We start from the raw sequence: 12257 nt of genomic DNA on the forward strand, positions 1-12257 counted from the left end.
ATCCGGACGGCGGGGGCGCGGACGGCGGGCAGCCCCAGGCTCCGCGCCCTGCGCAAGAACCGGCTGGCCCTCACCGGGGGGTTCATCGCGGCGGTGTTCGTGCTGGCCGCGCTGCTCGCGCCGCTCGTCGCGCCGTACGACCCGGCGCAGCCGGACTTCTCCAACGCGCTCGCCGAACCGAGCGGGGCGCACTGGCTCGGCACGGACGATCTCGGGCGTGACCAGCTCTCCCGCATCGTGTACGGAGCACGGGCGTCCATGCAGGTCGGCGTGGTCGCGGTGGTACTGGCCTTTGTCATCGGCGTACCGCTCGGACTGCTGGCCGGGTACTACGGGAAGTTCGCGGACAGCGCCGTGTCCCGGCTGACCGACACCCTGCTGGCCTTTCCGTTCCTGGTGCTGGCGGTCGGCCTGGCGGCGGTGCTCGGCCCGTCGCTGACCAATGCCACCATCGCCGTCGGGATCTCGCAGATCCCCGCGGTCATCCGGATCACCCGGGCCGAGACGCTGCGGCTGACGCATGCCGACTATGTGGCGGCCGCAGTCGCCAACGGGGGCGGGGACGCGACCGTACTCGGACGGCACATCCTGCCCAACGCGACCTCGGCGCTGATCGTCCAGGCGACGGTCGGCATTCCCGCCGCGATCATCGGGGAGGCGCTGCTGAGCTTTCTGGGCCTGGGCGTTCAGCCACCGGACCCTTCGCTCGGTGTGATGCTCTCCGGCGCGCAGTCCTTCCTCGCCCCCGCGCCCTGGATGGCGGTCTTCCCCGGTCTGGCGATCGTGGCCGCGACGCTGGCCTTCAATCTGCTCGGTGACGGGCTGCGTGATGTTCTCGACCCTCGTGGAGGCACCCGATGAGCGCAGGCTCCGTGGCGACGGTATCTGCGGTGAGTGAACTGTCGGGCTCCGAAGCGGTGTTGAGCGTCCGCGACCTGTCCGTGTCGTTCCGCTCGGACACCCGGACCGTACACGCCGTCGACACCGTCTCGTTCGATCTCGCCGCCGGTGAGGTCCTGGCGGTGGTGGGGGAGTCGGGCTGCGGCAAGTCCGTCACCTCGATGGCCGTGATGGGGCTGCTGCCGCCCAGCGCCGCTGTGACGGGCTCGATCAGGCTCGGCGGCCGGGAACTCGCCGGGGCCGCGGACAAGGAACTGCGGAAGGTCCGCGGCAAGGACATCGCGATGATCTTCCAGGAGCCGATGACCTCGCTGAACCCGGTGCTGACGATCGGCCGGCAGATCGGTGAAGTGGTCCGCAAGCATCAGGGACTCGGCCGGCGTGCGGCCAGGGAACGGGCGGTGGAGCTGCTCGAACTGGTCGGCATCCCGGCCCCGCGCCAGCGCGTCGACGAATATCCGCACCAGCTCAGCGGCGGTATGCGACAGCGCGTGATGATCGCTGTCGCGGTCGCCTGCGACCCCGGTGTACTGATCGCCGACGAGCCCACGACGGCGCTCGACGTCACGGTCCAGGCGGGCATCCTGGAGGTCCTCCAGTCCCTGCGGGAACGGCTCGGCACGGCGATCGTACTGATCACCCATGACCTCGGCGTCGTCGCCGACAGCGCCGACCGGGTGCTCGTGATGTACGCGGGCCGTGCGGTCGAACAGGCCCCGGTGCACGAGCTGTTCGGGGCGCCCCGCCATCCGTACACCGCGGGCCTGCTCGGCGCGGTCCTGCGCCCGGGGGCCGAGGGCAAACGCCGGCTGCCGGAAATCCCCGGCCTGGTCCCCAGCCTCGACGAACAGCCGGACGCCTGCACGTTCGCGCCGCGCTGCGCGAAGGCGGACGACCGGTGCGGGGCGGCGCGGCCGGCTTTCGAGACGCCGGTCGGCGCGGTGGACGCAGGCCCCGGCCATCTGGCGGCCTGTTGGCACCCGATGCCGGTTCCTGAGCCGGCGCCTGTGACGGTCCTTGAGCCGGCGCCGGCTCCGGCGCCTGGGCCGATCCCTGAGCCGACGCGTGAGCCGGCTCCGGCATCGCCGCCGGGCACAGCCGGCTCTGCGGACCGCTCCACGGACCTGCCCATGAAGGAGGACGGACAGTGACCACCGCCCCAGTCGTCCCCGCCCCGGCCGGCGAGCCGCGCGCGGACACCTCGCCCGTTCTCGAACTCACCACACTCACCAGGCACTTCGCCGCCTCCAAGGGGACCGTCCGCGCCGTCGACGGGGTGACCCTCACCGTCGGACGGGGCGAAGTGGTCGGTCTCGTCGGGGAGTCCGGCAGCGGGAAGTCGACCGTCGGCCGGTGTGCCGTACGGCTCGACGAGCCGACTTCCGGGACCGTACGGATCAACGGGACCGACATCACGCACCTCTCGCGACGTGCCCTGCGGCCCCTGCGCAAGGACTTCCACCTGGTCTTCCAGGACCCGTCGTCCTCGCTCGATCCCCGGATGACGGTCGGGCAGATCATCGCCGAGCCGCTGCGGCTCCATGGCATCGCCCGGGGCCGGGCGGCCAGGGAGCGGGTTGCCGCACTGCTGCGCCAGGTGGGTCTGCGGCCCGAGTACATCGACCGGAATCCGCACGAGCTGTCCGGCGGTCAGCGCCAGCGCGTCTCCCTCGCGCGTGCGCTGTCCGTCGACCCCGACCTGCTGATCGCGGACGAGCCGACCTCGGCGCTCGACGTCTCCGTCCAGGCTTCCGTCCTCAACCTCCTCGCCGATCTGCAGCGCGACCGCGGCTTCGGGTGTCTCTTCATCACCCACGATCTGGCGGCGGTGGAATTCCTCGCCGACCGGATCGCGGTGATGTATCTGGGGCAGATCGTCGAAGTGGCACCGACCGCCGAGCTGTTCGCCGCCCCCAAGCACCCGTACACGCAGGCGCTGCTCTCCGCCGCGCCCGTGCCCGACCCGGTCGAACAGCGCTCCCGTCGGCGCATCGTGCTCAGCGGCGAACTGCCGAGCCCGCTCGCGCCGCCACCGGGCTGCCGCTTCCACACCCGCTGCCCGGTCGCCGTCGACCGCTGCCGCACCGAGGTCCCCGGACTACGGGCGCTTCCGGCCACGGCGAAGGCCCGGCAGGTCTCCTGCCATCTCGTCACCGCCGACGGCGCCGCCCCGAACGCCGCCGCCTGAGGCCGATCGGCCGTCGTACTGCCGTTTAACGCGTGGACGGGATGTGCCTGCCCCTATTAATCTGCGCACGTGTCCAGTCCCGAGGCCGCAAGACTCTAGCCACCGGTCGTCCGGTGGCTGCTTGTGATGTCGCGTAGAAGCTCCGCCGCCCAGGAGGCCGCGGGCGCTGTCCGTCGTGACCACTGCCACCGGATCGCCTGAGTGCGGGCTGTTGTCGACCTCGGCCGTGTGTCACTTCCGTGACCCCGGCGGGTTCTCGCGCGGTTGCCATCCACCGCTGCCTCGCCGATTCATTCGATCCACGATGTGGTTGCGGAGTTTTGCTGTGCCATTGGCCCTTTACGTTCTCGGACTCGCGGTCTTCGCTCAGGGGACGTCCGAGTTCATGCTGTCCGGCCTCGGGCCGGACATCGCAAGCGACTTGAGTGTCTCTCTTCCCGCCGTGGGGGCACTGACCTCCGCGTTCGCGGTGGGAATGATCATTGGCGCGCCGCTGATGGCGATGATGAGCCTGCGCTGGCCGCGCCGTCGCGCGCTCCTGGTCTTCCTGGTCGTTTTCCTGCTCGTCCATATCCTCGGTGCGGTGACCACCAGCTACGCGGTCCTCTTGGTCACGCGGTTCGTCGGAGCGCTGGCCAACGCGGGGTTCCTGGCGGTGGCCCTGGTGGCCGCGACCGGCCTGGTCGAGCCGAACGCCAAGGGCCGCGCCACCTCCACCCTGCTCGGTGGCATCACCCTCGCGTGCGTGGTGGGCGTTCCCGCCGGCGCTCTGCTCGGTCAGCTCTGGGGATGGCGCTCAGCGTTCTGGGCGGTGGCCGTCCTGTCCGGGCCGGCCGTCATCGCGATCCTGCGGGCGGTACCGGCCGGTGCTCCCGACTCCTCCCGCACGAGCGCGCGAGGGCAACTGCGGTCGCTGCGCGAGCCGCGGCTTCTGGTGACCCTGCTGCTGGGCGCCCTGGTGAACGGCGCGACCTTCTGTTCGTTCACCTACCTCGCGCCCCTGTTGACCTCCGTCACCGGACTGGGCTCCGTATGGGTGCCCACGATGCTCGCGCTCTTCGGTCTGGGCTCGTTCGTCGGTGTCACCGTCGGCGGCCGCATGGCCGACGTGCGGCCCGCCCAGCTACTGGTGACCGGCGGGCTGGTCCTGCTGGCCGGCTGGGTCGTGTTCGCGGTATCGGCCGGGAGCCCGGTGGCGACGCTCGTTCTCGTCTTTGTCCAGGGGGCGCTTTCGTTTGCGGTCGGGTCCACGCTGATCTCGCAGGTGTTCTACGTGGCGACCGGGGCGCCGGCCCTGGCCGGCGGGTTCGCCACGGCCGCGTTCAACGTGGGCGCCGCGATCGGCCCCTGGCTCGGCGGGATCGCGATCGGTGCGGGACTCGGGTACCGCTCGCCGCTGTTGGTCAGCGCGCTGCTGGTGTCCCTCGCACTCGCCACCGCCGCCGCGGCCTGGGGGGCGAGTGGCCGTCAGGGGCTCACCGCGACGCCGTAGGGGCTGTTGCCGACGGTGACGGTCGCGGTGACTTTACGGGTTCCCGGATCGATGACCGACACGGTGCCCGCGCCCTGATTCGTGACGTAGAGGGCGTTCTTGGTGACCTCCAGATTGAACGGGTCGGTGCCCGGAGGGCCGATGGAAACGGTCGCCGAGACGCGAGAACCGCCGCTGTCGAGGACGGCTACGTTGCCCGGGCCGAGGACCGCGACGTACGCGGTCCTGCCGTCCGGGCCGACCGCCACGTCGAAGGGGCCCTCGCCCACCCGTACGGTCCGTCGCGTGCCGTCGCCGGTGCCGATGACGGAGACGGTCTGCGCCGTCTCGTTGGCCACGTAGGCGGTCTTGCCGTCCTGGCTGATGGCGACGGCCACCGGCGAGCGGCCGGCGGGGAGGTCCCGGGTGACCCGGTTCGTACCGGTGTCGATGACGGACAGTTTGGTCGAACCGGCGTTCGCGACGTAGGCCGTGGCACCGTCGCGGCTGACCGCCACGCTCACCGGGGAGACGCCGACCTTGACGGTCGCGGCCACCTTGTAGGTCGCGGTGTCGACCACGGACACGCTGTTGGAACCGCCGTTGGTGACGTACAGGCGCTTGCCGTCCGGGCTCAGGGCGACTCCCGAGGGGCCCTTGCCGACCGTCACCGTTTTGACGATCTTGTTGGTCCGGGTGTCGAGCACCGAGACCCGGGCCGACCCGTTGTCGGCGACGTACACATGCTTGCCGTCGGTGGCGACGGCGACCCCTTCGGGCGCGGTGCCCGCCGGCACGGTCGCGATGACCTTGTTGCTGCGTGCGTTGATGACCGAGAGCGTGTCGTCGAGCTGATTGGTGACGTACACGCGGGCGGCGGCGGACGGGGCCGGGGCCTCGGCCGCGGTCGGCACCGGAGCCGCCTTCGTACACGACGCCAGCAGGATCGTGGCGCCGATCGCGAGCGCCGGCCGGAGCTTCCTCGTCTGTCGTGCGCGGATGGTGCCGGCCCGGCTTCCCAGGGGGTGATGCATCTCGCCTCCCGCGTGCGTTCGCGATGGTTCGGTCTGTGTTCCGGGCGTGGTCCCCGACGGCAGGGGTCAGGCCAGGAGTCCGCGTGCGTAGTGGTCGTTCTTGTCGCGTACGCCGGGGAGGGCGAAGAAGTAGCCCCCGCCGCGCGGAGTGATGTACGGCACGAGCGTTTCGGCCTCCAGCCGTTTCTGCATGGCGATGTACGAGTTGAGTTCGCGCTGGAAGCAGACGAACGCGTGCCCCATGTCGAGCTCGGGGACATTGGGGCTCCGGTCGTAGTCGAAGCTGCGACGCAGGATGGTGCTGCTCGCCGCGGTCTCGGGCGTCTGGGGATTGGCGAGCCGGATGTGCGAGTTCAGCGGGGTGATCAGTCCCTGCGGGTCGTTGGTGTAGATGGGGTCGAGGAGGTCCGACGCGTTCTCGGACTCCGCGTACATCGGGGCGCCGCTCGCCTTGCGCCGGCCGAAGATCCGCTCCTGCTGGGCCACGGGCACCTTCTGCCAGGCCTCGATGTGGAAGTGGACGATGCGGACCACGTGGTACGTGCCGCCGGCCGCCCAGGCGGGCTCGTCGGTGTGCGGCTGGGTCCAGACCACCTGGTTCATCTGGGCGGTGTTGGTGGTGTCCGGGTTGGCGATGCCGTCCTTGAAGCCGAACCAGTCGCGCCGGACGCCGACCGGGCGCGGTGGATTGCGCTGGCCGTCGATGCGCCAGCGCAGCTTCATCGCACCCTTGGTCCTGGTCAGGATGTCGATCAGCGCGTGCACCGTTGTGTCGCGGTGGTCCGCGCACAGCTGGATGAGCAGATCACCGTTGCTGAGCTCGGGGTCCAGATCGTCGTGCTGGAAGGGCTGCATGGCGACGAGCTGGACCGGTTTGCGCCCGCTGAGCCCGAAGCGGCCGTCGAAGAGGGACGCCCCGACTCCGACCGTCATGGTCAGATGGTTGGCCTGGATCTTCGGCCCCAGGATGCCGCTGTCGGAGGGCGCCGACGTCGCGGAGACGTCCGGCGGTGTCCCGCCCGAGGTGAGGAAGCGGGCTCGCGCGGTCAGCGTGCGGAAGAGTGTGGTGAGTTCGGCGCGGGTCGAGGCGGTCACGTCGCAGGAGAGGAAGATCGCGTCCTGCTGGGGAGGGTCGGCGATGCCGGACTGGTGGTATCCGAAGAACGGGACGGTGCCGGTGTCGGCCTTGCCCGCGTCCGGGGCTGCGGCGGGCGCCGCGGCGTGTGCCGCCTCGCTGCCGAGAAGTCCGCCGCCGACCGCTCCTGCCACACCCGCCGCGGTGCTGTGCAGGAAGGACCGGCGTGCGAGGGCGCCCGCCGGGCATTCTCCGCCACCCCACCCTTCGTCCTGGGCCAGAGGTGTTTCCTCAGTCATGGTTCCCCTCTCGGAAGGAGCCCGGTGGCTGGCCGGCCAACGCCTGGACCGCGCCTGATTGCTGAGGGATGAGTCCAGATAAAAATCAATATATGGATAAAACGGAAAGGTGCCACCTCGGCGCGTCGCCTTGGAGGCGGGCCGGGTCACGCTTGGGCGCGGTGGGACCGTCGCGGCCGACGGCGCCCGAAAGAGAGTGAGGCGCCGCCGGAGGGGGCGGTGGTCCGGCAGATGTAGGGTTCGGAGCTGCGAAGGGGAGTAGCCCCGCGAACCGGTCGTCGACACACTGGAACCCGCTTGCGGGTTCCCGGTGGCCGGGCCCGCACGGTGCGGGCGGGCGAGACCTTCGGTCCTGTTTGTCGACGACCGTATGCGTGTCGGCAGGGGCCGAAGCCGTGCCCCGCCCTCGTGCCGGTCGTCCTTCGGAGCCCCCGCCGGTGCGGGAAGGCTGGACGAGTCCCGTGATCCCTTTTCTTCTGCTCATCGTGTGCGCGGTGGCGATCTATCTCTCGTGCGAGTGGTTCGTCAACGCGGTCGAATGGCTGGGCGAACGCCTCAAGGTCGGGAAGATGGCCGTCGGTACGATCCTGGCCGCCTTCGGCACCGCGCTGCCCGAGTCGGTGGTCACGCTGGTCGCGGTGACCACCGGCGGGACGGAGGAGGCCAAGAACATTGGCGTCGGCGCGGCGATGGGCGGCCCCCTCGCCCTGGCCACCGTCGCCTACGGCGTCACCGGCACGATGCTGCTGCTCAAGCACCGCAAGGAGCGTCTGCTGGTACTGGCCGACACCGGTACGGCCCCCGGCGGACCCGATGCTCCGGCCCTGGGCGACGCGAAGGACATGAAGCGCCTGGCCAAGGACCAGCAGTGGTTCCTGCCGATCTTCATCGTCAAGGTCTCGCTCGGCCTGGTCGCCTTCGCATTCAAGCCCGTACTCGGCCTGCTGTTCTTCGCCGCCTACGCGGTCTACTTCTGGCGGGAGATCCGCAGCAGCCGGGCCGCTGAAGCGCAGGAGGAGACAGAGGAGCTGGAGCCGCTGAAGTTCCAGCCCGGGGCCGCGTCCCCCGCCACCTGGGCCGTGGTGGCGCAGACCCTGGCCGCCCTCGCGGTGATCTTCTTGGCCGCGCACTACTTCGTGAAGCAGCTCGATCTCATCGGCCCCATGCTCGGGCTGTCCGCCACGGTGACCGCGCTGCTGCTCTCCCCGATCGCCACCGAACTCCCGGAGATCATGAACGCGGTGATCTGGGTGCGGCAGGGCAAGACGAAGCTGGCTCTGGCGAACATCTCCGGCTCCATGATGATCCAGGCCACCGTCCCCAGCGGCATCGGGCTGCTGTTCACCACATGGCACTTCGACGGCGCTCTGCTGTGGTCCGGGCTGATCACCATGGCCGCGATCACCTATCTGCTGGCGACGATGCGCGCCCACAGGCTCACCCCGGCCCGCCTCGCGGTCGCGGCCGGCTTCTACGTCGTCTTCGCCCTCGGACTGATCCCGATCCTGTCCTGACCCCGCTCGACCGCTACGCCCACTTCAGGCCGGAGGCGGGCCGGAAGGGGCGTGGGGCGGTCGATAGTCTGCTTGTCGGCCGGGGTGCCGGTGACACACGTCCCCCACGCTCCCCGGGCCGGCTCCTGAGCGCGCACTGTGCCGACCGCGGCACTCAACTGACAAGGATCTAGGGCATGTTCACGACCCGGCCGACTCTCCAGGGCACCTTCGGCATGGTGTCCTCCACCCACTGGCTCGCCTCGCAGTCCGCGATGGCCGTGCTGGAGGACGGCGGCAATGCCTACGACGCCGCCGTCGCCGCCGGCTTTGTCCTGCATGTCGTCGAACCGCATCTCAATGGACCGGGCGGCGAGGTGCCGATCATCCTCGCGCCCGCCGGCGGCGAGGTGCGGGTGCTCTGCGGGCAGGGCCCGGCCCCCGCAGGCGCGACCATCGGCCACTACCGCTCGCTCGGCCTGGAACTGGTCCCCGGCACCGGACCGCTGGCCGCCGCCGTGCCCGGTGCCTTCGACGCCTGGATGCTGCTGCTGCGCGACCACGGCACCAAGTCCCTCGCCCAGGTGCTGCGTTACGCCATCGAGTACGCGGAGGACGGCCACGCGCCCGTCGAACGGATCGGCCAGACCGTCGAAACCGTCCGTGAGCTCTTCGAGACCGAGTGGACCTCGTCCGCCGATGTCTACCTTCCCGGCGGCAAGGCACCGGCGCCCGGCGAGCTGTTCCGTAACCCCGCGCTCGCCGCCACCTGGCGCCGTCTGATCGCCGAGGCGGAAGCGGCCGGCGAGGACCGGGTGAGCCAGATCGAGGCCGCGCGCGCCGTGTGGCGCGAGGGCTTCATCGCCGAGGCGCTGCTCCGGCAGGCGGCCCATCCCACCATGGACACCAGCGGCTCACGCCACACCGGCACGCTCACCGCGGCCGATCTGGCCGGCTGGTCCGCGACGTACGAGGCGCCCGCGACGTACGACTGGAACGGCTGGACCCTCTGCAAGGCGGGCGGCTGGAGCCAGGGCCCCGCCTTCCTCCAGCAGCTCGCCCTGCTGCCCTCGCTCGCGTCCGAGCTGCCCCGGTACGGCTCCGCGGAGTATGTCCATCTGCTCATCGAGGGCTGCAAGCTCGCCATGGCCGACCGGGAGGCCTGGTACGGCGACGCCGCCGATGTGCCGCTCGGCACGCTGCTCTCGGAGCCGTACAACACCGCACGCCGCGCGCTCATCGACGAGCGGGCCTCGTACGAACTGCGCCCCGGCAGCCCCGACGGACGCGAGCCCGCCCTGAGCGCCCACGCCAGCGCGGTCGCCGCCGGGGAGCCCGGCTTCGACGCGCTGGGCGTCCCGGCCGCGGGCGTGGGTGAGCCGACCGTGGCCAAGGACGGCGCCACCCGGGGGGACACCTGCCACCTCGACATCGTGGACCGCTGGGGCAACATGATCGCCGCCACCCCCAGCGGCGGCTGGCTCCAGTCCAACCCGGTCGTGCCCGAGCTGGGTTTCCCGCTGGGCACCCGGCTGCAGATGGCCTGGCTGGACCACGGCCTGCCGAACTCCCTCACCCCCGGCCGTCGGCCCCGCACCACCCTCACCCCGTCCCTCGCGCTGCGCGACGGCGTACCGGTGCTCGCGTTCGGTACGCCGGGCGGTGACCAGCAGGATCAGTGGCAGCTCCACTTCTTCCTGGCGGTCGCCCTCCGGTCGCTCGTCCGGGGCGGACTCGACCTCCAGGGCGCCATCGACGCGCCCAACTGGCACAACGACAGCTTCCCCAGCTCCTTCTTCCCGCGCGGGATGCGGCCCGGCAGCGTGACCGTGGAGGCGGGCATGGACCAGGACGTCATCGACGCCCTGCGCGGCCGCGGTCATGACGTGACCGTCGCCGAGGCCTGGTCCGAGGGGCGGCTGTGCGCGGTGGCCAGGGATCCGGAGACCGGCATCCTGTCGGCCGCCGCCAACCCCCGCGGCATGCAGGGTTACGCCGTCGGCCGCTGACCGTCCCCCCAGCCGTCACCCGACCTGGCATTCGGCGGGCCACCGGGGCGTGGTTGGCTGGAGGCATGATCGATGACTCTGTGTACGGAACGGTGCCCCTGCGGGGGACGGCCCACGAACCCCGCGTGTCGGCCGTCGAGGAAGCCGTCCGCGCGGCGGCCGCCGCCGAGATCATGCCGCGCTTCCGGCAGCTCGCCGCGCACGAGATCGTCGAGAAGAGCGGCCCGCACGATCTGGTGACGATCGCGGACCGGCGCGCGGAGGAGCACCTCACCGCCGCACTCACCGCGCTGCTCCCGGGCTCCGTGGTGGTCGGCGAGGAGGCGGTCCACGCGGACCCGGCGGTGTACGGCGCGCTGCGCGGCGACGCGCCGGTCTGGATCGTCGACCCGGTCGACGGCACCCGCCAGTTCGTCCGCGGCGAGCCGGGCTTCTGCACCCTCGTCGCCCTCGCGCAGGGCGGCGAGGTGCTGGCGTCCTGGACGTACGCGGCGGCGCTGGACCTGATGGCTGTCGCGGTACGCGGCCGGGGCGCCACGCTCAACGGTGCCCCGCTGCGCTCCGGCGCCCCCGCGCCGGGCGCGGTGCTCGCGGTCGCGATGTCCCACCCGGACTACACCACGGACGAACAGAAGCGCGCCCTCCTCGGCCTGCGCACCGAGGGCATCGACGCCCGCGCGTGCGGCTCGGCGGGGCTGGAGTATCTGGCCGTCGCGCGCGGCGCGCTCGACGCGGTGGCCTTCAACTGGGAGCTGGCCTGGGACCACGCGGCGGGGCTCCTGCTGGTGACGGAGGCGGGCGGCGTCCAGACGACCCTTTCGGGTGAGCCGTACCGCATCACGGGCGACAACGCGCTCCCCTTCACCGCGGCCAGGGACGCGGCGACGGCGCGGCGGGTACGGGAGCGACTGCTCACCGGAGCCTGATCCGTTCGGCGTACGGCCTCAGGCGTTAGGCGTCCGGCATCCGGCATCCGGCATCCGGCATCCGGCGTCAGGCCTCCGGCGTACGGCTTCCGGCGGCCCGGATCTCTCCGACACGCCCGAGAGCCGTCCGGCGTCACGCGCCCGCGTCCAGCACCGCCCGTACGTCCCTCGCCACGTCCGCCGCGGCCTCCACCGCCTCCGCGTCCAGCGCTTTCAGCGCCCCCGCGACCCGGTCCGCGAAAGCGAGCAGCTGCTCATCTCTCCCGCCGCTCCCGTACGAGGTCCACACGAAGGCCGTGACCATCCGATCCAAGGCCACCACGAAGTCCACCGCGGTCGGGGTGCTCTACAAGACCCACAAGTTCAGCGTGGCCAAGAAGAGCGGCAACTGGCTCTACATCACGGACAAGACGACCGGCGCAAAGGGCTGGGTCTCCGGCACGTACGTCTACCGCGACGCCCGAATGTGCCTCGACTGACAGGCACTCGGCGACAACCCGCTTATTGCGTAGCTGAGTTAATCACTCGCTCGCCAAATCCCGTCCCGTGAACAACCGGGCCGCTGGGCCCCTCCGGAAGGAGTTCTCCCTGTCCGACGACATATCCGACGACATAGAGGATTTCGTGGGCGTGCTCACGACACGGATCGAAGCGCACTTCGGAATGGGCATGGATCAGTTGAAGGCCACGGTCGCTGCGGCGCCGACTGCCAACCCCGGTGCCACCGACGTCGTCAAGTGACACGGCCTTCTGGCCGAGTCCCAGAGGGGGGTCGAGCGGGCGGAAGACGCGCTCCTCGCCGCGCTGGAGACACAGCCCTGTGAGGTCGACGACCCGACGATGGACCTCGCCCATCGCGTCA

The 12257-nt window shown here is 71.1% G+C and carries 11 protein-coding genes; 9 read left to right on the top strand and 2 right to left on the bottom strand.

From position 1 onward, the window contains the following. The 4 genes from ACZ6MZ_RS10145 (at window position 1) to ACZ6MZ_RS10160 (ending at window position 4580) form a co-directional block, all read left to right on the top strand. Window positions 1-861 carry an ABC transporter permease gene (locus ACZ6MZ_RS10145; protein WP_389788667.1) on the top strand — a complete coding sequence of 287 codons (861 nt, stop codon included), beginning with the start codon at window positions 1-3 and terminating at the stop codon, window positions 859-861. Continuing rightward, on the top strand, window positions 858-2051 hold the full coding sequence (locus tag ACZ6MZ_RS10150; protein WP_469350965.1) for an ABC transporter ATP-binding protein: 1194 nt from the start codon (window positions 858-860) through the stop codon (window positions 2049-2051). Before ACZ6MZ_RS10145 ends, ACZ6MZ_RS10150 begins: the two co-directional genes overlap by 4 nt. After that, window positions 2048-3088 (top strand): ABC transporter ATP-binding protein, encoded by a 1041-nt coding sequence (locus ACZ6MZ_RS10155; protein ID WP_469350967.1) that lies wholly within the window; start codon window positions 2048-2050, stop codon window positions 3086-3088. Before ACZ6MZ_RS10150 ends, ACZ6MZ_RS10155 begins: the two co-directional genes overlap by 4 nt. 325 nt (window positions 3089-3413) lie before the next feature. After that, entirely contained in the window at window positions 3414-4580 is a 1167-nt protein-coding gene (locus ACZ6MZ_RS10160) for a Cmx/CmrA family chloramphenicol efflux MFS transporter (RefSeq protein ID WP_469350968.1), read from the top strand. Here the strand turns inward: ACZ6MZ_RS10160 and ACZ6MZ_RS10165 are convergent. Continuing rightward, window positions 4556-5593, bottom strand: a complete 1038-nt coding sequence (locus tag ACZ6MZ_RS10165; RefSeq protein WP_469350970.1) for a YVTN family beta-propeller repeat protein — start codon at window positions 5591-5593, stop codon at window positions 4556-4558. The two genes, ACZ6MZ_RS10160 and ACZ6MZ_RS10165, sit on opposite strands and share 25 nt — an antisense overlap. A gap of 66 nt (window positions 5594-5659) precedes the next feature. Beyond that, the gene (locus ACZ6MZ_RS10170) at window positions 5660-6967 is read right to left on the bottom strand and encodes a Dyp-type peroxidase (protein ID WP_469350972.1); all 1308 of its coding nucleotides are present in this window, start codon (window positions 6965-6967) and stop codon (window positions 5660-5662) included. Window positions 6968-7428: 461 nt separating this feature from the next. Between ACZ6MZ_RS10170 and ACZ6MZ_RS10175 the strand changes: the two genes are divergently transcribed. From ACZ6MZ_RS10175 to ACZ6MZ_RS10195, 5 genes are all read left to right on the top strand, one after another. Then, window positions 7429-8481, top strand: coding sequence for a sodium:calcium antiporter (locus ACZ6MZ_RS10175; protein ID WP_469350973.1), 1053 nt, complete (start codon window positions 7429-7431; stop codon window positions 8479-8481). Between the two features lie 176 nt (window positions 8482-8657). Further along, on the top strand, window positions 8658-10469 hold the full coding sequence (locus ACZ6MZ_RS10180) for a gamma-glutamyltransferase family protein (RefSeq protein WP_469350975.1): 1812 nt from the start codon (window positions 8658-8660) through the stop codon (window positions 10467-10469). Window positions 10470-10534: 65 nt separating this feature from the next. Next, window positions 10535-11395, top strand: coding sequence for an inositol monophosphatase family protein (locus ACZ6MZ_RS10185; protein ID WP_389674578.1), 861 nt, complete (start codon window positions 10535-10537; stop codon window positions 11393-11395). A gap of 101 nt (window positions 11396-11496) precedes the next feature. Continuing rightward, window positions 11497-11874, top strand: coding sequence for an SH3 domain-containing protein (locus ACZ6MZ_RS10190; RefSeq protein ID WP_469351132.1), 378 nt, complete (start codon window positions 11497-11499; stop codon window positions 11872-11874). A gap of 67 nt (window positions 11875-11941) precedes the next feature. Continuing rightward, window positions 11942-12136 carry a hypothetical protein gene (locus tag ACZ6MZ_RS10195; protein ID WP_469350976.1) on the top strand — a complete coding sequence of 65 codons (195 nt, stop codon included), beginning with the start codon at window positions 11942-11944 and terminating at the stop codon, window positions 12134-12136. The last annotated feature ends 121 nt before the right edge of the window (window positions 12137-12257 follow it).

The organism is Streptomyces sp. NPDC042201, from assembly GCF_055582185.1.

Bases quoted from the DNA above. Each gene is read 5' to 3' on its own strand.
- ACZ6MZ_RS10150 (WP_469350965.1), top strand. From the start codon at position 858: ATGAGCGCAGGCTCCGTGGCGACGGTATCTGCGGTGAGTGAACTGTCG.
- ACZ6MZ_RS10165 (WP_469350970.1), bottom strand. From the start codon at position 5,593: ATGCATCACCCCCTGGGAAGCCGGGCCGGCACCATCCGCGCACGACAG.
- ACZ6MZ_RS10170 (WP_469350972.1), bottom strand. From the start codon at position 6,967: ATGACTGAGGAAACACCTCTGGCCCAGGACGAAGGGTGGGGTGGCGGA.
- ACZ6MZ_RS10180 (WP_469350975.1), top strand. From the start codon at position 8,658: ATGTTCACGACCCGGCCGACTCTCCAGGGCACCTTCGGCATGGTGTCC.
- ACZ6MZ_RS10185 (WP_389674578.1), top strand. From the start codon at position 10,535: ATGATCGATGACTCTGTGTACGGAACGGTGCCCCTGCGGGGGACGGCC.